Here is a 23,225-nt window from a genome sequence, read left to right as displayed (position 1 = left end):
CTCCACCCCCTCCAGAAGGAGCCCCGGGAGCGCCTCCGGGGAGGGCGCCGTCTCCAGGACCGCCGCGGCCTGCACCGAGCAGACCGCCCGGGGGTCCATGCCGGCCCTGGCCAGCGCCTCCAGGATGCCCCGCAGCGTCTCCTTCTCGAGGCAGGCCACCAGGACGCCGTGCCCTCCGTCCTGCTCGCCCAGGACCGCGAAGTCCAAAACGTAATCCTCCGGAGAGCCCAGCACCAGGCCCTCAAGCTCGTAGGGCAGGGTGTCCCGTATCTTTTCCGGCTCGGCCCAGGGCAGGCGGAGCATCCGGAAGTTCAGGAGCGAAAGCGGGAGGCTCAGGAAGGAGTCCGCCACGCCCGCCGGGGCCTCCTCCTTCAGAAGAAGGCCCCCGTCCTCCCTCAGCTCGAAGGGCTGCCGGTCCTGCACCTTCCGCCCCTGGCGGTCCAGGACGTAGAGCATCCCCTCGTGCGGGGAGGTCATGTCAAAAAAAGCGGTAAGCGGCACCCTGCCTCAGCTCTCCTCCCAATACTTTACAAGTCCCGACCGGTCCATGACAAATTCGACGGTCCTCAGGAGCCCGTCCTCCGAGGCCGCGGTGACCGTGACCCTGAAGGCCTCCCCCCGGACGGTGATGCGGCCGGTGAGCGCTATGCTCAGGGTCTCGAAGCCCGCCACCTTCTGAAGGTCCGCCACCGCCTTGAAAGGGGTGACCTCCCGGTAGCCCACGATGCGCTTGGCCATGTCTTCGGTGATGTCCGGGGAGATGCTCATGAGCACGGGCACGCTCGCACCATTGATGTTCACCTGGGCCTTGGTAAACCCCTTTTTCCCGTAGATTGTAACGTGGGGCAGGAGGACCTTGTACGTCTCTTCGTCCATGCCCGGGACGAGGCGGAGCTCACGCACGCTTGAAAAAGGGGCGTTCTTCGCCCCCTCCTCGCCGCCCGATATGAGGGGCACCTCGTCGGCGTCCATCCAGTCGGCCAGGGCCCAGGCGAGGTTTTCATCCAGTTCCAGCGCACCCAGGAGGCGGGCGAAGGACTCCACGTATTTCTTGTTGGCCGTTCCGTTGGGGTCCACCAGGTCGTTGAGGTTGAACTTCGAGTTTTCGTCCTCGATGGAGACCGAGGCGAACAGGCCGTCGCCCACGTCATAGGGCGGAAGGTTCACCGTGCCGGGGTAGGTGTAGGACTTTTTCCTTATCTCTTCGTTTATGAGGCGGGCGGCGATGCTCGCTCCGGAGTTGACGGCCACGGAGAGGCGCTGGGAGGTCTGCCAGTTGCTGAGGAGCGAGGTGTTGACGAAGACGCCGTAGGCGAACTCCGTCACCAGGGCGGTGATGAGGGCCAGCACGCCCAGGACGGCGACCAGGACGAACCCCCGCTCGGAGCGCATCATATCCTCCTGCCTATCCGGGGGCGCACCGTCTCGGTCAGGGTCAGCTCCCGCTTCCCCAGGGGGACCGTTACCGTGACCCTTAGCTCCTCGGGCAGCCCCTGGTTCTCCCACGTGGTTATCCAGCTGCCCCGGCTCTTGACCTCCACGGCGAAGGAGACGACCTGCTCCAGGGCCTCCGCTTCCATCGGCTCGGACACGCCGCCGCCCCCGGGGGAGGACGGCTGGGAGGCCGGCACCAGGGTCTTCATGAGAACGAGCCTGTCTTCCTTCTCCTCAACCCGGTAACCCAGGCGCGCGGGACCGGAGAGGGGGGAGAGGTGCGAGGTAAAGGAAAGCTCCGAAGCCGGCGCCCCGTACATGTCCCTGTCCCGGATGATGAAGGCATGGCTCTGGCCCTCGGGGGGAAGGGCCGCTTCCAGCTCCCTCTTGAGGACGTCCATGAAAGCGCGGACTTCGTGAAGCCTGAGAAGGGTTTCCTCGTTGCCCCGGACGGCCTTGTTGGAGACGAAAAAGGTGCTGTACAGGACGGCGAGCATGGCCGAGGCGATGGCCAGGGCCAGAAGCATTTCCAGGAGGGTGAAGCCCTCCGGACGGTCCGTCCTTCTCATCAACCGGCTCCCGTCGTCTCGGCCAGCATGAACTCGCTCAGGGACACCTCCTCGCCCCTGCCCGTGACGGTCACCTTCACCCGGAGCACGCCGGGGTAGGGGGAGGCGAGCCTCTGCACCCGGAAGCGGAAGTCCTCGAAGGGCTCGGGGAAGGAGCCCGACTCCTCGGTGGGGTCCTCTTTGAAGTCCGTGAGCTTGTTCTTGGCGAGCATGGTGGCCACCGTGGCGGCCTCCTGGCGGGCGGCCACGTCCAGGTGATAGCCGAGGGTGTAAAGGAGGGTGACGAGAAGCCCCCCGACGATGGCCAGGGCAATCATGACCTCCAGAAGGGTGAAGCCCCTACTGCTCCGCGGCCTCATGGACCTTTACCCTCCTGCTTATGGGGTTTACGGAGACTACTAGCTCCTTGTCCCCTTCGGTGACATAGACGTTCATGTACTCGGCCGGCCCCGACGGGGGGAAATAGACCACCAGGGTCCCGTCCTTTACCATCCCCCTGCTTTGAAGCTCCACCGCGCTCAGGCCCGGGAACTCCTCGGACCGGGTCCCTTCGGGCTCTTCCCAGGAGACGCGTCCTCCGGGGAGCTCGAAGGTCACCGAGAAGGTCTGCTTGCGGGTGGCCGCCGAGTCCTCCAGGTTCCTCAGTATCGAGGCCAGGGAGCGCGCCTCGGAGCGGAGCTTCTCCCCGGAGCGCCCCAGGGACGGCAGGACGACGGCCATCACCAGGGAGAGGAGCATGAGGACCACGAGGAGCTCAAACAGAGTGAAGCCCCGGCCGTCCCGGGCTCCGCAGCGCCTACTACTGGACGTTCCAGCTTTGCAGGTCGGCATCGTGGCCCTCGCCGCCTTCCTGGCCGTCGGCCCCCATGCTGACGATTTCGTAGTCGTCGTTCTGGCCCGGCGAGACGTAGATGAACGGGTTGCCCCAGGGGTCCAGAGGAACGCGGCTTTTCTCCAGGTATCCTTCCTCGCGGTAGTTCTTGGGTATGCGTCCCGTGCTGGGCTTCTCCACCAGGGCCTCAAGCCCCTGCTCCGTGGTGGGGTAGAACCCGTTGTCCAGCTTGAAGAGCTTGAGCGCGGTCTCCAGGTTGCGCATCTGCACCTTGGCGTCCGTCACCTTTGCGTCCTCGGCCCTGCTCAGCATCTTGGGGGCCACCACGGCGGCCAGGAGGCTCAGGATGACCAGCACCACGATGAGCTCTATCAGGGTGAAGCCCCCCTCCGCGCGCCGCCGCTTTGTCTTTTCGTACGATTCCTTCACCGTGAAACCCTCCCTTTTCGATGCGAATTGTATCGCGCCGTGTCTATTTGATGATCTGGTTCAACTGGAACATGGGCAACAGGACGGCGAAGACGATGAGCCCCACCACCACGCCCATGGTCAGGATCATGGCCGGCTCCAGCAGGGCCAGCCCGCGTTGTATCCTCCTGTCGAACTCGGTCTCGTAGGACTTCCCCGCCTGCTCCAGCACCGCGGCGAGCTGCCCGCTCCGCTCTCCCGTGGCAATCAGCTCCAGAAGCACCGGGGGCAGCCCGGCCAGGGAGGCCGAGAGCCTTCCCCCCTCCTTCACCTTGAGGGCCGCCACCCGGGAGCGCTCCGAGAGCCAGGCGTTTCCCGACGCCTTTCCCGCAAGCTCCATGGCCCTGAGGACGGGGAGCCCTCCCTCCAGGAGGAACCCCAGGGTCCGGGCGAACCGGGTGAGATAGAGGCTCTCGAGGGGGCGGAAGAGAAGCCTGTCCGCCCTGGACTTGTGGGAGCGGAAGAATCTCCGTATCCCCAGGGCGGCGAGCGCTGCCCCTAGGAGAAGGGCCCACCAGTAATGGACGAAGAGGTTGCTTATGGCGATGAGGGCCACGGTGAGAAAGGGCAGCGCGCTTTGTGTGTCCTCGAATATCGTAACGATCTTCGGCACGACGAACGTGAAGAGAAAACCCAGCACGAGCACGCTCACGGCGGCCATGAAGACCGGATACATCAGGGCCGTACGGACCTTCTCCCGCACGGAGTCCTGAAACTCCAGGTAATCGGCCAGGCGCATCAGGACGGTGTCGAGGTTTCCGCTCTGCTCTCCGGCGGCCACCATGTTCCGGTAGAATTCCGGAAACAGCCCGGGGTGGCCCTCCAGGGACCGGGCCAGGCTCGAGCCGGAGGCCACCTGCTCCCTTATCCCCACCAGGATTCCCCTGAGGCGCCCCCCCTTCTCCTCGGACAGCGCCCGCAGTGCCTCCACCAGGGGGACGCCGGAGTGAAGGAGGACGGCCAGCTGCCGGGTGGCCGAGGGCAGATGCCCCCCCTCCCTCTGGGGCAGGAGGGCCGAAAGCCGCCCCTTTTTGCCGTAAGCCAGGCGCTCGAGCTTCCGGGGATAAAGCCCCAGGGCCTTGACCTTCAGGGCGGCGTCGTGGGGGCCGTCGGCCTGCACGGTGCCCACGGCCTCCCCGCCCCGCGGGTCATACCCCTTGTACTTATAAAGCGGCATCGTCTTTCTGCGTGGTTCTCAGGACTTCCTCAAGCGTCGTCTGGCCCGCCAGGACCTTGGCCAGGCCGTCCTCCCTCAGGGTCCGCATACCCCGGGAGACGGCGTAGGCCTTGATGGCTGGGGCGTCCCTGAGGTCGCTCACCATGCGGCGCACCTCGCCGTCCACGACCAGGAGCTCGAAGATGCCCAGGCGGCCCAGGTAGCCGGTGCCGTTACACTTTGCGCACCCGCTTCCCCGCCACAGGGCCTCCGGCGGCGAGGCGAAGTAGACCGACTCGGCGGCCGTGGGCCGGTAGGATTCCTTGCAGTGGGGGCAGATGAGGCGCGCCAGGCGCTGCGCCAGCACCGCGCTCAGGGAGGAGGCAACAAGAAAGTGCTCCACTCCCATGTCCACCAGCCGCGTGAGGGCGCTTGAGGAGTCCGTCGTGTGCAGCGTGGAGAGCACGAGATGCCCCGTGAGGGAGGCCTGGATAGCTATCTCCGCCGTCTCCCGGTCCCGTATCTCCCCCACCAGGATGACGTCGGGGTCCTGCCTCAGGATGGAGCGGAGCCCTCTGGCGAAGGTAAGGCCCGTCCGCGGATTCACCGGTATCTGGCCGATGCCCTTGAGCTGGTACTCCACCGGGTCCTCGACGGTGACGATATTCTTCTCCTCCGAATGGATGCGGTTGAGGGCGGCGTAAAGCGTGGTGGTCTTTCCCGAGCCGGTGGGCCCCGTCACCAGGACGATGCCGTCGGGCCGCATGAGAAGCTCCTCGAAGGCGGCCTCCTGGACCTTCTCCATGCCCACCTCCCAGAGCCCCAGGATGCCCTGCATCCTGTCCAGGAGCCTCAGGACCGCCCGCTCCCCGTGGACGGTGGGCACCACCGAGACCCTGATGTCTATGTCCCGCCCCCCCACCAGCAGGCGGATGCGCCCGTCCTGGGGGAGCCGCTTCTCGGCGATGTCGAGGTTGGCCATTATCTTCACCCGGCTGACCAGGGCGTCCTGGATTATCTTGGGCGGGGAGAGAACGCTCCTCAGGACGCCGTCCACGCGGATGCGCACCTCAAGCTCCTTCTCGTAGGGCTCCACGTGGATGTCGCTGGCCCTTTCCTTTACGGCCTGCTGCAGCAGGGCGTTCAGCAGCCGGATGATGGGGCCTTCCTCGGTAAGCTCCAGGATGTCCCGGGGGCGCTCGAACTCCGTGGCCACCGAGGAGAGGTCGTCCCCGCTGATGCGGTGCATCACCTCCTCGGCCGAGCCCACCTGCCCGTAGAACCTGTTGATGAGCTCAAGGACCTTCTCCCGCTCCATGCTCTCCGTCCGGGGGGTGAGGCCGTAGCGCACGGCCAGCTCACGCATGGCCAGTTTTCCCAGGTCGTCGGCCACCAGGCCGAAAAGGGTGCCGTTCTCCCTCCTTACCGGCAGGACCGCGTTTCCCTTGGCAAAGGAAAGGGGCACTTCCTTCAGAAGGGCAATCTCGATGTCTTCGTCTTTCAGGGCGCGGCCATCCATGGTCCAACCTCCACGGACGTATTCACTATTATTATAAGTGGGGCGCGGCAAAAATAACAGGAGAACCTGTCTCGAAATTGCTTCCGGCTCAAAGAGGCCTAAATGGCGTCATACGGCGTCCTGGAGGAAAAATCGTCCTCAACGCAGCTCTGCTGCGCCTCCGGCGATTTCCCCTTTCCTCCTTGTCTGCCGCCATTTATTCTCTCTTTCGCTTCGAAATCAATTGTGAGACAGGTTCTAAAGAGAAAGCCTCCGGACGGAGGACGTTTGCCCTCCGCTCGGGGTACAATACTCCATTGATGCTTGACCTTTTGCGCTCCATAGGGCGGGACATCCGGCGGGAGATTGCCTCCTTCAGGGCGGAGGGTGCGGCGGGCTACGCCCGGGGCCGCTATCCCCGCGGGGCCGGGGGGGACCGGACGCACCCGGTGGACAAGAAGGCCGAGGAGATTGTCATCGCAGCCCTCGGGGCCTCGGGCCTGCCCCTCCTGGTCGTCTCCGAGGAGGCGGGCGAAGTGAGCCTCAACGGCGGCGGGGACCGGCGGGTCCTCGTGGACCCCATCGACGGGAGTCGAAACGCCATCAGCGGCCTGCCCTATTACTGCACCTCCATGGCGGTGGCCCGAGGCGATACGCTCAAGGGCGCGGAGGTCTCTTACGTCATCAACCTGGTAAACGGCGACGAGTTCTGGGCGGAGCTGGGCAAGGGGGCCTTTCTGAACGGCGAGCCCGTGCATGCCCAGCGGGACGAGACCCTCTACGTGGTGGCCTACGAGGCCCAGAGCCCCGAGAGGGACGTCCCCCGGATACTGCCCCTGTTCAAGGACGCCCGGCGCACGCGGTGCCTGGGGGCCGTGGCCCTGGACCTGGCCTACCTGGCTGCGGGAGCCGTGAGTATCTTCGTCAACCCGGCTCCTTCGCGGAGCGTCGATTTCGCCGCCGGATGGCTCCTGGTGAAGGAGGCCGGGGGGATGATGACCGACCTCGAAGGAGAGGGGCTCGACGAGGTGCCCCTCCTTGTCAAGAGGAGCGCTTCGCTTCTGGCCTCGGGAAACCGGGCCCTTCACCGGAAGGCTTTAGGACTCCTCCGGTGAAGGGGCGGACCATACAGGCGACCCTCCGCTCGGCGGCCCTCCGGCACGGCGAGAAAACGGCCTTTCTTTTCCGCGGCCCCGGGGGCTGGGAGCCCCTCACGTACCGGGATTTCCTGGAGAAGGCCCGCTCCCTGGGCGCCGCCCTCGGCGGCTTCGGCCTGGCCCCGAGGGAGAAGGTGGCCCTGCTGGGGGAGGCGCGCCCCGAATGGTGCGCGGCCTACCTGGGCATCCTGCTTTCGGGCCAGGTCGCCGTTCCCCTGGATGTCCGTCTCACCGCGCGGGAGATGCGCAACATCCTTGCGGACTCCGGGGCCCGGGTGCTCATTCATACGAACGCCACGGCTAGGGCGGCGGACGCGGCCCTGACGGACCTCGACATCCGGAAGCTCAACGTGGACTCTCCTCTTGAGGCTTCCCCCCGGCCCGAAGCCCCTCCGGGGGAAGATGAAGACGACGAGGCCGTGGCCTCCCTTCTTTACACGTCGGGGACCACCGGCAACCCCAAGGCAGTCATGCTCACCCATGGGAACCTGCTTTCCGACGCCCAGGCGGTGATGGGCATGGGCATCATCTCGGGCCGGGACAATGTGCTCGCCGTCCTGCCCCTTCATCATACGTATCCCTTCATGTGCACCTTCCTGGTCCCCCTTCTGCTGGGGGGACGCATCACCTATCCGGGGAGCCTGAAGGGGGCGGAGATGCTGAGGGCCGTCAGGGAAACGGAGGCGACCGTGCTTGTGGCCGTGCCTCAGATAGTGGAGGCGCTTTACGGGCGCCTGAGAGAGAGGCTGGGGGGCCTTCCCGCCCCTCTGGCATGGCTCGCCCTCCGGGGCGTGGACCTGGCCGGATTGCTCAGGCGCCGGTGGGGTGTCAACCTCATGGGCTGGTTTCCCGGGCGCCTGCTCGGACCCCGGTTCAGGTTTCTCGCATGCGGGGGGGCCAGGCTCGACCCCGGGGTAATGGAGGGGATGGAGGCCATGGGCTTTACGGTGGTGGAAGGCTACGGCCTTACGGAGACCTCTCCCATCGTCTGCTTCAACCCGCCGGGTAAGAGGAAGTCGGGCTCGGTGGGCAGGGCCGTCCTGGGGGCGGAGATCAAAATACTCGAGCCCTCCGGAGACGGCGATGGCGAGGTGGCCGTCCGGGGGCCCATGGTTACCAGGGGGTATTACCGGAGGCCGGAGGAAACGCGCAATGCCTTCCTGGACGGCTGGTTCCGCACCGGGGACCTCGGACACATGGACGACGAGGGGTATCTCTACATCTCGGGCCGCCTGAAGGAGCTTATCGTCCTGCAGTCGGGCAAGAACGTCTATCCCGAGGAGGTGGAGGCCCACTTGCTGCTCTCCCCCCTTGTCGAGGAGGCCTGCGTCCTGGAGAAGGACGGGCGCCTCCATGCCGTCGTGGTGCCCGACATGGCATATGCAAGGCACCAGAAGATAGGCAACCTCAGGGAAGTGCTCGGGTGGGAGATAAAGCGGCTTTCCTCCGGGCTTCCCCCGCACATGCGGGTCAAGGGCTTCACCCTGAGCGCGGAGCCCCTGCCCCGCACCCCCCTGGGGAAGCTCAAGCGGCACCTGGTCCGCCCGGCGACCCCTGCGGAAGGGGCGGCGGCCCCCCCGGATAGGGACGACCCCGCCCTTACGGAAGACGACCTGGGCAGGGAGCTTCTTTCGGTACTCAAGAAGGTCATCCCCGAGGAGGTCCCCGTTACACTTTCTGAGAGCCTGGAGCTTGACCTGGGCATCGACTCGTTAAGAAAGGTGGAGCTGGCCGAATCCCTGGAGCAAAGGCTGCGCGTGCGGATATCCGGCGAGGCCATGGCCGCCGTATACACCGTGGAGGAGCTTTTAAGACTCATCAAGGAGCTGCGCCGGGCAGGCCCCGGGGAGGCCCCCCGCGCGGAAGCCCCGGGCATGGGAGCCGCCCTTTCCGGGGAGCCCACGGAGCAGGAGAAGCGCGAGGCTGGGCTCCTCCAAGGCCCGCTGGACTGGCCCGTAGCCCGCGGGGCCCTGGCCCTCCTCAGGGCCTTCTTCGGGGCGTTCTATGGTCTTCGGCTCGAGGGCCGGGAGAACCTGCCGGAGCCGCCCTTCATCATGGTGGCCAACCACGCCAGCTACCTGGACGCCTTCGTGGCCGCCTCGGCCCTGCCCCCGGAGACGTTCAGGAGGCTTTACTTTCAGGGAGAGAGGCGCTTCTTTGCAAACCCCCTTACCAGGCTCTTCGGCAGGCTGGCCCACGTCATCACCATCAACCCCGACGCCCGGCTGGAGGCCGCCCTTCGCCTCTCTGCGCATGTCCTCCGCGAGGGGAAGGCCCTTTTCGTCTTCCCCGAGGGGGGGCGGAGCTTCGACGGCAGGCTCATGGACTTCAAGCGGGGGGTGGGCATCCTGGCCCTCCGGCTCGGTGTCCCGGTCGTGCCCGCCTGGCTTGGGGGGACCTTTCAGGCCCTTCCCCGGGGCGCCCGCCGGCCGAGGAGAGCGCGGCTCTGCCTGAGGGTCGGCGCTCCCGTGAGGCCGGGGGACGTCTCCCTCTCGGACAAGCCCCCGCACATGGACGAGTACGAGTACTTCACCGCCAAGGTGCGCGACGCCGTGGCGGCCCTGGCGCGGTGATTCGCCGCACCCCTGCTCCGAAGACCTCCTGATACAATACTGCCGGGAGCATGATATGGTTCACGAATCAATGCCTTAAAGTGCATGGAGTATAAAATATTTTTCAAGGCTTCAATGCCGGTTCGTAACTTCCCGGAAAGCCCGGAGGGCTTCTTCTCGCCCTGGAAAGGAGACATGATGCGAAAGATATTTTTCGTCCTGGCCGTCCTCGTTCTCTTCCCCCTCGCGGGACCGGCCCGCGCGGCGGACATGAGTTTCGGCATCTCGGTGGGGGAGGAAGGGATAGAGAGCTTCCACCTGGCCGTGGGTGATTACTTCGGCGCGCCCGAGCCCACGGTGGTCGAGGTGGAGAAGTCCAGCATCCCGGAGGAGGAGCTGCCCGTGGTCTTCTTCCTCGCCCGGACGGCCGGCGTGTCACCCGATGCCATCGTCGAGCTGAGGCTCAGAGGGCTCAGTTGGCTGGACATCGCCCTGAGGTTCGGGCAGACCGCGGAAATATTCTACGTTCCGGCGCCCTCGGGACCCCACGGAAAGGCTTACGGCCGCTACATGGGAAAGCCGAAGAAGGAGTGGAAGAAGCTCAAGCTCTCCGACAGCGACGTCGTAAACCTGGTAAACCTGAGGTTCCTTTCCGAGCAATACGGGTATTCCGTGGAGGCCATCATGGACATGCGGGAGCAGGGTGCGGGCTTCGTGGACATCCACGGGCGGGTGAAGGAGAAGAAGCAGGCCCATGCCCACGGCTCTCAAGGCGGCAAAGGGAAGGGGAAGAAAAAGAAAAAGAAGTAGCCTCACTCCCCCCGGGGACTCTCCACCGGAAGGGCGGCCTCTTTCCGGCACCTGGGGCAGAAGCCCTCGCCCTTTCTGTCGGTGTCGGCCAGGGAGTTTGAAAAATGCATCACGCACCGGGGGCTCTTGCAGTGACCGAGCCCCAGGGTATGGCCGACCTCGTGCACCGCCTCCTTCAGGGCCCTGAGCCTGAAAAGCCCTTCCTCATGGGGCTCGCCGTAGAATTCCGGCCTGAGCCGGGCCAGAGAGATGACCGCCGCCCCGGAGCGCACATCGGCCTGCCCGAAGACGAAGTTGAGCCCGGCCGCGTAAAGGTCAGCCTCCGTCACGCCCAGAACCCTGTCCGCACCGGCGCTCCGCTCCCTCGCGAGGCGCTCCAGAAGCGCCGTAGCGTTATGCTGAAGGCGGCGCGGGTCGTAGGAGTCTTCCCCCAGGCGCAGCCCCGGCCTTATCTCCGTCCGCACGCGGAAGGCGCCCGCAAGGGCGCGGGCCACGTATGCCAGCACCGTCTCCTCTACAAAGCCGATGGGAAGGACATCGATTCTTCTCATCCTCCCCCATTGTATCCCACCTCATGATGTCCGTTGACCCCCTGCCCCTTTCGTGGTAAAGAAAAAGGGAGCGGAAAGGAGCAGACCGGTGAAGGCGGCGGTTATTGACAGGTTCGGCGGGGCCGAGGTGCTCCAAATCAGGGACGTTCCGGTGCCCGAGCCAGGCGACGGTGAGGTCCTGGTCCAGGTGCGTGCGGCGGGCGTGAACCCCGTGGACTGGAAAATCCGCGAGGGCTATCTCAAGGAAGCCATGGGCTATCGGTTCCCCCTCGTCCTCGGCATGGACGGGGCCGGCGTGGTGAAGGAAGCGGGCCGCGGAGCCGATACGTTCGCCTCCCGGGAGGAGCCGGTCTTCTTCTGTAACGACATGGGCCGCATGGGCACCTATGCCGAGTACGTCGTGGTCAGGCAGGACCTCTTGGCGCGGAAGCCCGATAACGTCTCCTTCGAAGGGGCAGCCGCGGTGCCGCTGGTGGCTCTTACGGCCTGGCAGGCCCTGCTTGTGAAGGCCGGACTCACCGAAGGGATGCGGGTGCTCGTCCACGCCGGCTCGGGCGGGGTGGGCAGCTTCGCCGTGCAGCTTGCCAAGGTCCATGCCGCCCACGTGGCCAGCACCTGCGGGCCCACCAATGTGGACTTCGTCAAGGCCCTCGGGGCCGACGAAGCCGTCGACTACACCCGGGAGGATTTCGCCGAGCGGCTCGGGGAGTACGATATCGTGCTCGACACCGTGGGAGGGGACGTCTACAGGAGGAGCGTCCAGGTCTTGAGGAAGGGCGGGGTGGTCGTCTCCCTGCTGGAGCGTCCCGACGCCGCCCTGGCCGGCGAGCGGGGGGTGCGCGCCGAGTACCTCCTCATGCGCCCCGACGGCGGGCAGCTTGCCGAGGTGGCCCAGCTCCTCCGTGAGGAGCGCATACGCCCCGTGGTGGGTACGGTACTGCCGCTGAAGGACGTCCGGAGCGCCCATGAGCTCAGCGCTTCGCGCCACGCCCGGGGAAAAATCGTCCTTGCCGTCCCGGGCTCATAAGGCCGCGTTTCTTTACAATTCACCCGCCTTTTTTGTATCTTTTGATGAGATGCTCGACCTGCACACCCACAGCATACTGAGCGACGGAGAGCTTCTGCCCTTCGAGCTTGCCCGGCGGGCGGAGGCCAGGGGTTACAAGGCGCTGGCCATCACCGACCATGTGGACGCCTCCAACCTGGATTTCGTCGTCTCCCGGACGCTTCAGGCCGTGAGGCGCTTGAGGGGGCATGTCTCCCTGGAAGTCATCGCCGGGGTGGAGCTGACCCACGTTCCTCCGGCCCTCATCGCCGGGATGGCGGAAGAGGCCCGCGAGTTGGGGGCCGAGCTGGTGGTGGTGCACGGAGAGACGCTGGCCGAGCCCGTCTTGGCGGGGACCAACAGGGCGGCCATCCTGGCCGGGGCGGACATTCTCTCGCATCCCGGGCTCATCGGCCCCGAGGAGGCGGCCCTGGCCGCCGAGAAGGGAGTCGCCCTGGAGATTACCGCACGAAAGGGCCATTGCATCAGCAACGGGCACGTGGCCCGGGTGGCCCTGGAGGAGGGAGCCCACCTCGTCATCAACACCGACGCCCACGGCCCCGAGGACCTCATAACGACGGAGAGGGCCCGCATGCTGCTGCTCGGGGCCGGGATAAAGGCGGCCCTCGTGGAGCAGGTCTTCGAGACGTCCCGGGAACTTGTCCGGAAATCCCTCAGGAGGAAACATGGCTAGAGTCATCAAGAAGAAGAAAAAACAGAGGACGGCCCCCGGGAGCGAAGACTTCGAGACCACCTTCGCGCGGGTGGGGGATGCCCTTCTGCGGAAACAGAGGCAGCTCATCTGGGCCGCCGCCTCCTTTGCGGTCCTCATCGTGCTTGCCACGGGCGTTCTGTTTTACTTTCGCGCGGCCGCCAGCAGTGCGCAGAAATACACGTACGCGGGGTTCAAGCGCTATTTCGGCCTCTACCAGGACATACCCGTCGTACATTCCGAGCGGGCCCGCCTGGCCCTGGAGGAATTCGCCGATGCGTACGAGGCCAAGCCCGAGCCGTACAGCCTTCTGTTCGTCGCTTACAGCCACTACGACATGGGCCAGTACGGCGAGGCCATGAAGGCGCTCAAGGAGCTGAGAGCGAAATTCCCCGAGCAGGAGCCGTTCACGTCCGTGGCCCTGTACAAGATGGCCATGGTCTCCCTCCAGGAGGGCAGGGCCGAGGACGCCCTTTCCTTCCTGGAGACCCTGTCGTCGTCCAAGTCGGACTCCCTGAAGGACCTCGCCCTCATGGACGCGGCCCGCATCCTGGAAGGCATGGGCAAGAAGGAAGAGGCCAGGGAGAAGTACGAGGCCCTGGCCACCTCCTTCCCCGAGTCCCCCTTCGCCGGGCAGGCGCGCGCGAAGGCCGGCCTTCCGGAGCAGGAGGAGGGAGCACAGCCCGAAGGAAAGGGCTGAGCCGCCTCTCGGCCTTCCGGGGATTTTCCGGACCCTCCCTTTCTTCGGGGCCGGGCTTGCCATAATCACCCGTCCCTGCCGGATTTCGTCCGGCTCCCCTCCTGTGCGCGCCCCCCGCGTGCGATGCCCCGTCCGTGTCCCCTTGGAGATTGTTTACAGAACGGCGGCCCTGATTATATACTATAGCTTCCGCGGTCTGGGAGAAAATGAGGAAATACGCTGGCCTGGCAGGATTTGCCGTCTTTTTTGCCGTCCTCCTGAGCATGTTGTCCTCTGACGCCGCCCTGGGGCAGGTGGCCCCCGTGGTGAAGGACATAGAGGTGCGTGGATTAAGGAGGATAGAGGCCGATGCGGTCCGGAGCCACATATCCCAGAAGGTCGGCGCGCCCCTCTCCACCGAAGCCGTCTCCCGGGATATCAAGGACATATACGCCATGGGCTATTTCGACGACGTGCGGGTGGAGGTGGAGGCCTTCGAGGGCGGGGTCCGGCTCGTCTATGTCGTTAAGGAGAAGCCCTCCATCCGCCGCGTCACCATCTTCGGCAACAAGGAAATCGAGAAGTCCAAGCTCTCCGAGCGCCTGACGGTCACGCCGGGCTCCCTGGCCGACGTGGTCCTCATCCAGCAGAACGCCGATGCCCTGAGGGCCGTTTACGAAGAGCAGGGCTATCCCCTGACCGTCGTGGTCCCCGTCCTCAAGCGGGTGCAGGAGGGAGCCGACACCCTGACCTTCTATATCATCGAGGGCCCCAGGGTCAAGATAGACGACATCAGCATCGAGGGCAACAAGGAAATCTCGGGCTTCACCCTCAAGAGGGCCATGAAGACCTCGGAGTACTGCTGGCTGTACTCGTGGATTACCAAGGGCGGACGCTACGAGAAAACGCGGCTGCACAACGACCTGGGCAGGATAGAGGACGTCTACCACAACAAGGGCTTCGTCGAGGCCGCGGTCTCGGAGCCCAAGCTCCGGCTCAGCGAGGACAAACGGCAGATGGACATCACCATCCCCGTGGCGGAGGGCCAGCAGTTCCGCGTTTCGTCCATCTCTTTCCAGGGGAATACCGTCTTTACGGATGCGGAGCTCCGCGAGAAGGTTGTCTCGGAGCCCGGAAAGGTGGTGAGCAAGAAGACCCTGAGCCAGGACGTCGCCGCCCTCACCGAGCTTTACGGCACCCGGGGCTACGCCCTGGCCGCCGTGTTCCCCGACCTTGCGGTCCATGAGAAAGAGAGGACCGCGGACGTCATCTTCCGCATAAGCGAGGGGGACCAGTACAGGGTGGGGCGGATAGAGATCCGGGGGAACGTCAAGACCATGGACAAGGTCATCCGGCGGGAGATACGGCTGAAGGAGGGGGAGATATTCAACGGAGAGAAGCTCAAGCGGAGCTTGCAGAGGCTGAAGAACCTGAACTTTTTCGAGGAGGTCAAGCTCAACCCCCGCCCCCATGCGAAGACTAAGACCCTGGACCTGGAGGTCAACGTCAAGGAGCGCGCCACGGGCTTCCTGAACATGGGGGCGGGCTACAGTTCGGTGGACAGGCTCATCGGCACCGTGGACTTCACCCAGGCCAACCTGGGCGGCCGCGGCCAGTACATCAAGATCAAGGCGGAGCTGGGCAGCAGGAGCGATTTCTACGAGGTTTCCTTCCGGGAGCCCTGGCTCTTCGACCGGCCCGTCTCCCTGGATGCCAGCCTCTACAACTCCAACCGCGAATTCACCGATTTCGACAAGGAGGCCACGGGTTTCTCCCTGGGGCTGGGCAGGAGCTTCTGGGAGTACTGGCACGCCGGCGCCCTGTACCGCATCGAGGAGGCCACCATCTCCCATATCGACGAAGACGCCTCCTCCCTCATCCGGGAGCAGGAGGGCACGCGCCTGACAAGCAGCATCTCGCCCTCCATCCTGCGGGACACCCGGGACAACTACATAGACCCTCACGAGGGCACCCGGTTCGGCGTTTCGACGGACTTCGCCGGCCTCGGGGGCGAGAACAAGTTCTTCAAGGTCAACCTCGAGGGCAACGTCGTCTTGCCGGTGACGCGCCGGTCGGCCCTTTCCCTCAAGGCCCGGTACGGCTACGGCACGGGCATCTTCGGCGAGAAGCTTCCGCTGTTCGAGCGCTACAGGGTGGGGGGCATATACACCGTCCGGGGCGTGAGGGATGTGGGCCCGCGCGACGACCGGGGGGATTACATCGGCGGCCTCCAGCGCCTCATCTTCAACGTCGACTACGTCTTCCCGCTCCTGTCCTCCTTCGGCCTCAAGGGAGGCGTGTTCTTTGACGCGGGGACCGCCTATGACAGTAAAATAGACTTCAGGTATTCTACGGGTGCGGGCATCAGGTGGATTTCGCCCATCGGGCCCCTGAGGCTGGAGTACGCCGTGAACCTCGACCGCAGGGCGGGCGAAGACAGCGCCAAGTGGGAGTTCGCCATCGGCACGTTCTTCTGAGAGGTCCCGGGGGGAGCTCCCCGGAAAAGAAATGCGAGAAGGAGGAGAAGATGAGGAAAGCTCTCGTTTTCCTGCTGGCCCTGGCGCTGGCGGGAACGGCCTACGCAGCCGACAAGGACTTGAAGATCGGTTTCGTGAACCTTCAGAAGGCCCTGAACGAGTCGGAGTCCGGCGTGAAGACCAAGGCCGAGCTCGAGGACAGGATAAAGGAGAACAGGGCGAAGATACAGGAGAAGGTCAAGAAGAAGGAGGCGCTTCAAAAAGAGCTTGAAAGGCAGTCCACGGCACTCTCGGAGGCGGCCGTACAGGAGCGCAAGGACGAGATACAGCGGCTGGACCGCGACATCGAGCGCATGGTCTCCGACGCCAACACCGAGCTTCAGAAACTGCAGCGGCAGAAAGAGGTCAGCATCCTCAAGGACCTGGATGCTATAATCTCCTCCATCGGGAAAGAGGGGGGCTACACCATCATCCTCCCGTCCGACGTCATCCTGTATTCCAGGGAAGGCGTGGATATCACCAACACCGTCATCGAGAGGTACGACAAGATTTACAAAGAGAAACAGGCGGCGAAGCCGGCACCGTAGGCCGATGAAGCTCAGGGAGATAGCCCGCCTTCTCGGAGGCGAACTGCACGGGGGGGACCCGGAGGAGGACATTGCCGGCGTCTCCGGCATCGGGGAAGCCGCTGCCGGAGACATCACGTTCGTCGTCGGAAGCCGCCAGGAGAAGCGCGCCCGGGAGAGCGCGGCCTCCTGCTTCCTGGTCAGGGAGGTCCTGCCGGGGCTGCGGGGAGCGCAGGTCAAGGTGGACGACCCCCACTACGCCTTCGCGCTGCTCCTTGGGCGTTTCCACCCGCCCTCGCCCGTGCCGCCGGGGGTGAGCGCGCGGGCCTTTGTGGCCGGCGGGGTCACGCTCGCCGAGGAGGTCTCGGTGCAGCCCTTCGCCGTCCTTTCCGAAGGGGTAAGCGTGGGGAGGGGGACCGCCGTCTTTCCCGGCGTCTTTTTGGGCCGGGGCGTCACGGTGGGCGAGGACTGCGTCCTTTACCCCGGCGTCGCGCTCATGGAGGGAACCCGGGTGGGCGACCGGGTGGTCATTCATGCCGGCACGGTGGTGGGGGCAGACGGCTTCGGGTACCTGGAGCGCGGGGGCAGGCATGTAAAGGTCCCCCAGGTGGGGGGCGTCCTCATCGAGGAGGACGTCGAAGTGGGGGCCAACGTCACCATCGACCGGGCCACGACGGGCAACACGGTCATAGGGCGCGGCACGAAGATAGACAACCTGGTGCAGGTGGCCCATAACGTGCGCGTGGGGGAGCACTCCATCCTGGTGGCGCAGTCCGGCGTGGCGGGAAGCAGCTCCCTGGGCGGGCATGTCGTCCTGGGGGGGCAGGCCGCCGTGGCCGACCACGTGCGGGTCCAGGACGGCGTCATGCTGGCCGCCCGGGCCGCCGTCATGTCGGACACCCCGAGGGGCGTTTACGGCGGCGCGCCGGCCATCCCGCACAGGGACTGGCTCCGCGCCGTGAGCCTTTTCAACAAGCTCCCGGAGATGCACCGGAGGGTTCTGGAGCTTGAGAGGAAAATCCAGCTGCTCGAAGGGAGTGAGGAGGGCGAGGATGATGAACATCAATGAGCTGACCAATTATCTTCCGCACCGCTATCCGTTTCTGCTCGTGGACAGGGTCGTCGAGATGGAGCCCGACTCCTCCATCGTGGGGCTGAAGAACGTCACGGTGAACGAGGAGTTCTTCCTGGGCCATTTTCCCGGCAACCCCATCATGCCCGGCGTGCTCATCGTGGAGGCCATGGCGCAGACGGCCGCCATCCTGGCGATAAAGTCCGGAGACATGGACATACCCAACATCTACTTCATGAGCATAGAGAAGGCGAAATTCAGGCGGCCCGTCATCCCGGGCGACCAGCTCCGGTTCGAGGTGCAGGTCCTGAAGAAGAGGGGCAACGTCTACAAGTTCACCGGCCGGGCCCTGGTGGGCGACGCGGTGGCCGCCGAGGCGGAGTTCTCGGCGATGATGGCGGCAAAGGAGTAGGCATGGCGACTTTCATCCACCCCACTGCCATCGTGCAGGAGGGGGCATTTCTTGACGAAGACGTCTCCGTGGGCCCTTACTGCATCGTCGGCCCTCTCGTGAGAATCGGCAAGGGCACCCGCCTGCACGGCAACGTGGTCCTGGAGGGGCGCACCGAGATAGGCCGCTCCTGCCAGCTGTATCCCTTCTCCTACCTCGGGCAGCCGCCGCAGGACCTCAAGTACAGGGACGAGGACACCGCCGTCACGGTCGGCGACCGTACCATCATCAGGGAGTACGTCACCGTCCACCGCGCCTCCGTCGGGGGCGACGGGGTCACCCGCGTGGGGGACGACACCTTCCTCATGGCCTACGTCCACGTGGCCCACGACTGCCGGGTGGGAGGCAACGTCGTCATGGCCAGCTATGCGGGGCTCTCGGGCCACGTCCTGGTGGAGGACAACGTCATCATCGGCGGGCACACGGGAATCCACCAGTTCGTCCGTATCGGAGAGTACGCCATGGTGGGAGGGGTCAGCGGCGTCAGGCAGGACGTCCCCCCCTACATGATAGCCTCCGGCGTGGAGGCCCGCCTCTACGGGCTGAACGTGGTGGGCCTCAAGCGCAAGGGCTTCTCCGCCGAGGCCATCGGCGAGCTCAAGCGCGCCTACTCCGTCCTCTTTCAGCAGAACCTTTCCATGGACGCCGCCCTGGAGAAGGTGACCAAGGAGCTCCCCCCGAACCGGCACATCCTGCATCTTGTCGAGTTCATCCAGGCAAAGAAGCGGGGCATCTGCCGCTGAGCCTTCCTCCATGGCAGCCATCGGGTTGATAGCAGGCACCGGGGAGTTGCCCGTGCTGGTGGCCGACGAGATAAAGGCCGCGGGCCACGGCCTCGTGCTCGTGGCCCTGGAGTCCCTGACCGGAGGCGCCCTGGCCGGGAAGGCGGAGACCGTCCAGTGGTTCAACGTGGGCAAGGTGGGCGCCATCGTCAAGTACCTCAAGGGAGAGGGCGTCACCGGGGTGGTGATGGCGGGAAAGATACCCAAGACCCTCCTTTACCGGGGCGGCGTGAAGCCCGACCTCAAGGGGGTGGGCATTCTGCTCAGGCTCAAGGACCGGAGGGACGACACCATCATAAACGCCGTGGCCCGGGAGTTCGAGAAGGAGGGCATTACCTTCCTCGGCCTTCAGGATTTTCTGGGAGGGCTTCTCACCCCCGGCGGCAAGCTCACGCGCGTCGGGCCGAGCCGCGAGCAGAAGAAGGACATCGCCTTCGGCTTCAGGATGGCCAAAGGCATAGGGGAGCTGGACATCGGACAGACGGTGGTGGTGAAGGACCGGGCGGTGATGGCCGTGGAGGCCATCGAGGGCACGGACGAGGCCATCATCCGCGGGGGCGGGCTTGCGGGAGGCGGGGCGGTGGTGGTGAAGGTGAGCCGCCCCCGGCAGGACCTCCGCTTCGACATTCCCGTGGTGGGGATGGAGACCCTGGAGGCCATGGCCTCCGTGGAGGCGGCGGTCCTGGCCCTGGAGGCCGGGCGGAGCATCATCATGCAAAAGGAGCGCTTCCTGGAGCGGGCCGCCGGGGCGGGCATAATCGTCGCGGGCGTGAAGGAAGACTGAGTGCCCGGCGCCTCCGCCGCCCGCCTCATCTACACCCTGGGGACCGACCGGCGCTCGGAGGAATATTTCGTGGAAATTCTCCTGGCCTACGACCTGGGGCTCGTCCTCGATGTGCGGAGCCGCCCCTGGAGCAGGAACTTCCCCCACTTCTCCCGCGAGAGCCTCGAGGAAAGCCTAGGGCGGATGCAGGTGGGCTACCGATGGCTCGGGGCCGGGCTGGGGGGCCTGAGAAAGGGCGGGTTTGCGGCCTACGCCGGGACAGAGGAGTTCGCCGGGGCGGTGGACGCCCTGGAGGCCCTGGCCCGGGAGGCCCGGGCGGTGATTCTCTGCTCGGAGCGCTTTCCCTGGAAGTGCCACCGCAAGTGGATTGCCCGGGAGCTCACCCGCCGGGGCTGGCGCGTGGAGCACATCATCGAGAAGGACAAGGTCTGGGTGCCGGGGGGCGGGGCGTCGCCATGACGGGGGTGAATTTGCGGAAAATCCTTCTTCTGGCGGGCGCGTCGCTCTTTCTTGTTTTCGTCCCCGGGGCCCAAGGCGCCCCGGGCGGGCCCCTTCGGGTTGTCAACAGCCACCCCCTCTTTCTGGCCACCGGTGCGCCCCGGCTCCGTGAGGCCCGCTGCCGGAGCTTCCTTGGGGCAACCCTTACGTATTCGAGCACCTTCGAGCTCGAAAGCTCGCCCGAGTGGACCGCCTCCATCGACCTGGAGGCCGCAGTCCTCACCCTCGAGGCCGCCCGGCTCCTGGGCGACCGCACCGAGGTGGGCGCCGAGCTTCCGGTCATCGGGTATCAGAGCGGCGTCCTCGACGGCCCCCTGAACGCCTACCACGACGCCTTCGGCTTCGGCGACTACGGCAGGCACACGCGCCCGGAAAACGACTTCCTCTTCGTGGTCAAGCGCCGGGGCAAGACGGTGGTGGAGGGCAGGGCCGGGCGGATAGCCCCCGGGGACGTGCGCCTCTGGCTCAAGGAGGCCGTTTACCGGGGCAACCCCTATGTGAGCCTTTACGGCTTTCTGGACCTGCCCACGGGGGACCCGGACCGGGGGTTTGGAAGCGGGGAGCTTCATGGGGGCGCGGCGGTGCTCCTTGACGCTTCACTCCGGCGGGGCCTCACCGCCTATCTGAACGGCGGGGCGGTCTTCATGGGCTCCTACCGGGGGCAGGAGGTGGACGTGCCCCTGCATGATTTTCTTTACGGAGGCGCGGGGATTGAGTGGGAGGCCGCCGGGCGGCTCTCCCTCCTTACCCAGCTCATGGCGCAGGGCTCGCCCTTCGATACCGGCATCCGGGAGCTGGACACCGTTTCTTTGCTCTGGAGCCTCGGCCTCCGTTACGGCATGGGAGAGGGGTCGGCCCTGGAGGCGAGCTTCTCGGAGGACCCCAACACCGCCGGCGCGCCGGACTTCATGGTCTCCCTGGGGTATCGGTATACATTCAGGCAGTAAAGCTTCGTAAATCCAGGGCCTCGTGCGCTTCCTCTCCTCTCTCTGTCCTGAGCAGCCCGGCAGCCTCATGGTCCGGCATTGGAAGGCTTCCGATGTGCTCCCCGACTAGGGAAAGGTCATCTTTCTTCGCGCCTAGAGCGCTGGAAGCGGACTATCCACGTGCATTTCTGGTATCAAAATGGCGGGGTTTTGCCAAGGCGAGACAACTGGAATTTGTGCGGCTGAGGGGCTTGCGGTATAATACGCGATGCTTGGACGCATCATGTATTACGTGCTGGAAGAGACCTCAAAGAAGGCTGCACTCATTGGATTGCCCGCCGCTATTGTTTATATCCTCGTAGGCCACGTAACAGACGGTCTCCTCGTTTTCGCCATGGCATGGCCAGGCAACTTCTTGACTCGCTGGCTCGTCCGCATAGTGAGACATGTATTTGATTCTAAGGCTGAGAATGATATTAATGTGGACATCAACCTGTGGAGGCAGCTTACAGATACAGGTGAAGGAGGAGCGATTTTAGGAGCCTTGGAGCGGATAGTGTTCTTCATAGCCTTGACGTTGAAGGAAGGCTATCCACTCTTCATCGGAGCTTGGCTTGCCTTCAAGGTCGCGACTAAATGGGAAATATGGGGGAATGTCATTCAAGTGCCGGGAGACGGGCAGAATTTGCGGCTGAGGAGTCTATTGGGAGCCCGGGTAATGATGGGGTTCTTGGTCGGTACTCTGACCAACATCCTGGTGGCGGGGCTTGGGGTAGTCATCGTATCGTAAAGTTTTTTGTGTCCAGTGACGTCTTCTGCTGGCAGCGGCATTGGCGAAGGGAAGCGGGCTGGTAACGAGATTCAGGCGGTAAGCACCACGTCGAGCACCAGGGGCTGCGGGGCGGGCTCCCGGTCCCCTATCTCCAGGCCCGAGAGAAAGACGTCCCGGGCCTCGGCGAGGCGCGCGGCGTCGTTATAGTGGAACATGGCCACCGGCTCCCCGCTTCGGATTTCGTTGCCCACCTTCTTGCTCAGGATGATGCCCGCGGCCGGGTCCACGGGCTCCCCGGCCCGCTCGCGCCCCGCCCCCAGGAGCATCGAGGCCCGCCCGACCTTGTAGGCGTCGAGTTTCCTCACCACGCCGTTCGCGGGGGCGGCCACGGGGGTGATGTTCTCGGCCAGGGGCAGGCGCGAGGGCTCAAAGACCGCCTCGGGGTCGCCTCCCTGGGCGTCGACCATCTGCACGAACTTCCTGAGGGCGTCCCCCTTCTCCAGGTAATCCATGGCCTCTTCCCTGTATTTCTTCAGGGTCCATTGGTTCAGGGGCCGCACTTCGGTCTCCTCGCTGATGGAATCGGCCAGGTTGAGCATCCAGGCCGTCTGCACAAGGGTCAGCTCCATGAGGTCCCGCGCCCCCTTGCCCTTGAGGGCCGAGATGCATTCCTTCACCTCCAGGCTGTTGCCCACGGCCTTCCCCAGGGGCTGCTCCATGTTGGTTATGAGAGCGGCGGTGGCTACACCCATGGACCCTCCGATGCGCACCATGGCACGGGCCAGCTCCCGGGCGTCCTCCAGGGTCTTCATGAAGGCTCCCGAGCCGCACTTCACGTCCAGCAGCAGGCCCTGCACGCCCTCGGCCAGCTTCTTGGACATGATGCTCGCGGCGATGAGGGGGACGGACCGCACCGTGGCTGTGACGTCGCGGAGGGCGTAGAGCTTTCTGTCTGCGGGGGCCAGCTCCTCGGTCTGCCCCGTGATGCAGAGGCCCAGCTCCTTCACGTTTGCGGCGAATTCCTCGGGACCGAGGTCCGTCCTGAAGCCCGGGATGGACTCGAGCTTGTCCAGGGTGCCCCCCGTATGTCCCAGGCCCCGCCCCGAGACCATGGGGACCTTCACGGCCATGGCCGCGGCCAGGGGGGCCAGGATGAGGCTCACCTTGTCGCCGACGCCTCCGGTGGAATGCTTGTCCACGCGGGGGGCGCCCACGGAGGCGAGGTCCAGCACCCTGCCCGACCGGAGCATGGCCCGGGTGAGGGAGACCGTCTCGGCTTCGTCCATTCCCCGGAGCGTGACGGCCATCAGAAGGGCCGAGGCCTGGTAATCCGGTATGCTCCCCGAGGCCACCCCCTGGATGAAGAAAGCTATCTCCTCATCGCTGAGCGCCTGGCCGTCGCGCTTCTTCCCGATGATGTCCGCTGCCCGCACG

The 23,225-nt window shown here is 65.3% G+C and carries 25 protein-coding genes; 15 read left to right on the top strand and 10 right to left on the bottom strand.

Annotated features, from left to right (window positions below):
• From P8Y39_04460 to gspE, 8 genes are all read right to left on the bottom strand, one after another.
• The coding region (locus P8Y39_04460; protein ID MEJ2191588.1) for a hypothetical protein at positions 1-501 on the bottom strand (501 nt) is incomplete at its 3' end.
• Positions 502-507: 6 nt separating this feature from the next.
• Entirely contained in the window at positions 508-1,395 is an 888-nt protein-coding gene (gene gspK / locus P8Y39_04455) for a type II secretion system minor pseudopilin GspK (protein MEJ2191587.1), read from the bottom strand.
• On the bottom strand, positions 1,392-2,003 hold the full coding sequence (locus P8Y39_04450) for a prepilin-type N-terminal cleavage/methylation domain-containing protein (GenBank protein ID MEJ2191586.1): 612 nt from the start codon (positions 2,001-2,003) through the stop codon (positions 1,392-1,394). The genes gspK and P8Y39_04450 overlap by 4 nt, the downstream gene beginning before the upstream one ends.
• Complete coding sequence (locus P8Y39_04445) at positions 2,003-2,362, bottom strand: type II secretion system protein (GenBank protein MEJ2191585.1); 360 nt, start codon at positions 2,360-2,362, stop codon at positions 2,003-2,005. Before P8Y39_04445 ends, P8Y39_04450 begins: the two co-directional genes overlap by 1 nt.
• Positions 2,343-2,834 carry a prepilin-type N-terminal cleavage/methylation domain-containing protein gene (locus P8Y39_04440; protein ID MEJ2191584.1) on the bottom strand — a complete coding sequence of 164 codons (492 nt, stop codon included), beginning with the start codon at positions 2,832-2,834 and terminating at the stop codon, positions 2,343-2,345. The genes P8Y39_04445 and P8Y39_04440 overlap by 20 nt, the downstream gene beginning before the upstream one ends.
• Positions 2,803-3,264 (bottom strand): type II secretion system major pseudopilin GspG, encoded by a 462-nt coding sequence (gene gspG / locus P8Y39_04435; GenBank protein MEJ2191583.1) that lies wholly within the window; start codon positions 3,262-3,264, stop codon positions 2,803-2,805. Before gspG ends, P8Y39_04440 begins: the two co-directional genes overlap by 32 nt.
• 43 nt (positions 3,265-3,307) lie before the next feature.
• Complete coding sequence (locus P8Y39_04430; GenBank protein MEJ2191582.1) at positions 3,308-4,480, bottom strand: type II secretion system F family protein; 1,173 nt, start codon at positions 4,478-4,480, stop codon at positions 3,308-3,310.
• Positions 4,467-5,978 carry a type II secretion system ATPase GspE gene (gene gspE / locus P8Y39_04425; protein MEJ2191581.1) on the bottom strand — a complete coding sequence of 504 codons (1,512 nt, stop codon included), beginning with the start codon at positions 5,976-5,978 and terminating at the stop codon, positions 4,467-4,469. Before gspE ends, P8Y39_04430 begins: the two co-directional genes overlap by 14 nt.
• A gap of 299 nt (positions 5,979-6,277) precedes the next feature.
• Between gspE and P8Y39_04420 the strand changes: the two genes are divergently transcribed.
• From P8Y39_04420 to P8Y39_04410, 3 genes are all read left to right on the top strand, one after another.
• A complete protein-coding gene (locus P8Y39_04420) occupies positions 6,278-7,072 on the top strand; it encodes an inositol monophosphatase family protein (protein ID MEJ2191580.1) in 795 nt (264 codons plus the stop codon).
• Complete coding sequence (locus tag P8Y39_04415) at positions 7,069-9,687, top strand: AMP-binding protein (protein ID MEJ2191579.1); 2,619 nt, start codon at positions 7,069-7,071, stop codon at positions 9,685-9,687. The genes P8Y39_04420 and P8Y39_04415 overlap by 4 nt, the downstream gene beginning before the upstream one ends.
• A 174-nt stretch (positions 9,688-9,861) precedes the next feature.
• Complete coding sequence (locus tag P8Y39_04410) at positions 9,862-10,476, top strand: hypothetical protein (protein ID MEJ2191578.1); 615 nt, start codon at positions 9,862-9,864, stop codon at positions 10,474-10,476.
• A 2-nt stretch (positions 10,477-10,478) separates the two neighbouring features.
• On the opposite strand, the gene P8Y39_04405 is transcribed toward P8Y39_04410, so the two are convergent.
• Positions 10,479-11,027: an archaemetzincin family Zn-dependent metalloprotease gene (locus P8Y39_04405; protein MEJ2191577.1), complete on the bottom strand. Its 549-nt coding sequence runs from the start codon at positions 11,025-11,027 to the stop codon at positions 10,479-10,481.
• 88 nt (positions 11,028-11,115) lie between these two features.
• Between P8Y39_04405 and P8Y39_04400 the strand changes: the two genes are divergently transcribed.
• From P8Y39_04400 to P8Y39_04345, 12 genes are all read left to right on the top strand, one after another.
• Complete coding sequence (locus tag P8Y39_04400; protein ID MEJ2191576.1) at positions 11,116-12,054, top strand: NADP-dependent oxidoreductase; 939 nt, start codon at positions 11,116-11,118, stop codon at positions 12,052-12,054.
• A gap of 49 nt (positions 12,055-12,103) precedes the next feature.
• Positions 12,104-12,766 (top strand): histidinol phosphate phosphatase domain-containing protein, encoded by a 663-nt coding sequence (locus tag P8Y39_04395; GenBank protein MEJ2191575.1) that lies wholly within the window; start codon positions 12,104-12,106, stop codon positions 12,764-12,766.
• Positions 12,759-13,484 (top strand): tetratricopeptide repeat protein, encoded by a 726-nt coding sequence (locus P8Y39_04390; protein ID MEJ2191574.1) that lies wholly within the window; start codon positions 12,759-12,761, stop codon positions 13,482-13,484. Before P8Y39_04395 ends, P8Y39_04390 begins: the two co-directional genes overlap by 8 nt.
• 206 nt (positions 13,485-13,690) lie before the next feature.
• Positions 13,691-15,940 carry an outer membrane protein assembly factor BamA gene (gene bamA, locus P8Y39_04385; protein ID MEJ2191573.1) on the top strand — a complete coding sequence of 750 codons (2,250 nt, stop codon included), beginning with the start codon at positions 13,691-13,693 and terminating at the stop codon, positions 15,938-15,940.
• A gap of 50 nt (positions 15,941-15,990) precedes the next feature.
• Positions 15,991-16,527, top strand: a complete 537-nt coding sequence (locus tag P8Y39_04380) for an OmpH family outer membrane protein (protein ID MEJ2191572.1) — start codon at positions 15,991-15,993, stop codon at positions 16,525-16,527.
• 4 nt (positions 16,528-16,531) lie between these two features.
• Positions 16,532-17,575, top strand: coding sequence for a UDP-3-O-(3-hydroxymyristoyl)glucosamine N-acyltransferase (gene lpxD, locus P8Y39_04375; GenBank protein ID MEJ2191571.1), 1,044 nt, complete (start codon positions 16,532-16,534; stop codon positions 17,573-17,575).
• Positions 17,559-17,990, top strand: a complete 432-nt coding sequence (fabZ, locus tag P8Y39_04370; GenBank protein MEJ2191570.1) for a 3-hydroxyacyl-ACP dehydratase FabZ — start codon at positions 17,559-17,561, stop codon at positions 17,988-17,990. The genes lpxD and fabZ overlap by 17 nt, the downstream gene beginning before the upstream one ends.
• A 2-nt stretch (positions 17,991-17,992) precedes the next feature.
• The gene (gene lpxA, locus P8Y39_04365) at positions 17,993-18,772 is read left to right on the top strand and encodes an acyl-ACP--UDP-N-acetylglucosamine O-acyltransferase (GenBank protein MEJ2191569.1); all 780 of its coding nucleotides are present in this window, start codon (positions 17,993-17,995) and stop codon (positions 18,770-18,772) included.
• Positions 18,773-18,782: 10 nt separating this feature from the next.
• On the top strand, positions 18,783-19,595 hold the full coding sequence (gene lpxI, locus P8Y39_04360) for a UDP-2,3-diacylglucosamine diphosphatase LpxI (GenBank protein MEJ2191568.1): 813 nt from the start codon (positions 18,783-18,785) through the stop codon (positions 19,593-19,595).
• Positions 19,596-20,054: a DUF488 domain-containing protein gene (locus P8Y39_04355; GenBank protein ID MEJ2191567.1), complete on the top strand. Its 459-nt coding sequence runs from the start codon at positions 19,596-19,598 to the stop codon at positions 20,052-20,054. It begins immediately after the preceding gene.
• Positions 20,051-21,040, top strand: a complete 990-nt coding sequence (locus P8Y39_04350; GenBank protein ID MEJ2191566.1) for a DUF3187 family protein — start codon at positions 20,051-20,053, stop codon at positions 21,038-21,040. Before P8Y39_04355 ends, P8Y39_04350 begins: the two co-directional genes overlap by 4 nt.
• A 247-nt stretch (positions 21,041-21,287) precedes the next feature.
• Complete coding sequence (locus P8Y39_04345; GenBank protein MEJ2191565.1) at positions 21,288-21,809, top strand: hypothetical protein; 522 nt, start codon at positions 21,288-21,290, stop codon at positions 21,807-21,809.
• Positions 21,810-21,880: 71 nt separating this feature from the next.
• On the opposite strand, the gene P8Y39_04340 is transcribed toward P8Y39_04345, so the two are convergent.
• Positions 21,881-23,224, bottom strand: a complete 1,344-nt coding sequence (locus P8Y39_04340; GenBank protein MEJ2191564.1) for a thymidine phosphorylase — start codon at positions 23,222-23,224, stop codon at positions 21,881-21,883.
• Between the last annotated feature and the right edge of the window lies 1 nt (position 23,225).

The sequence above is a fragment of the Nitrospirota bacterium genome (assembly GCA_037386965.1).
Classification (GTDB): Bacteria; Nitrospirota; Thermodesulfovibrionia; order Thermodesulfovibrionales; family JdFR-86; genus JARRLN01.
The sequence above is the reverse complement of the archived record's forward strand: the minus strand, read 5'-3'. Positions and strand labels throughout refer to the sequence as shown.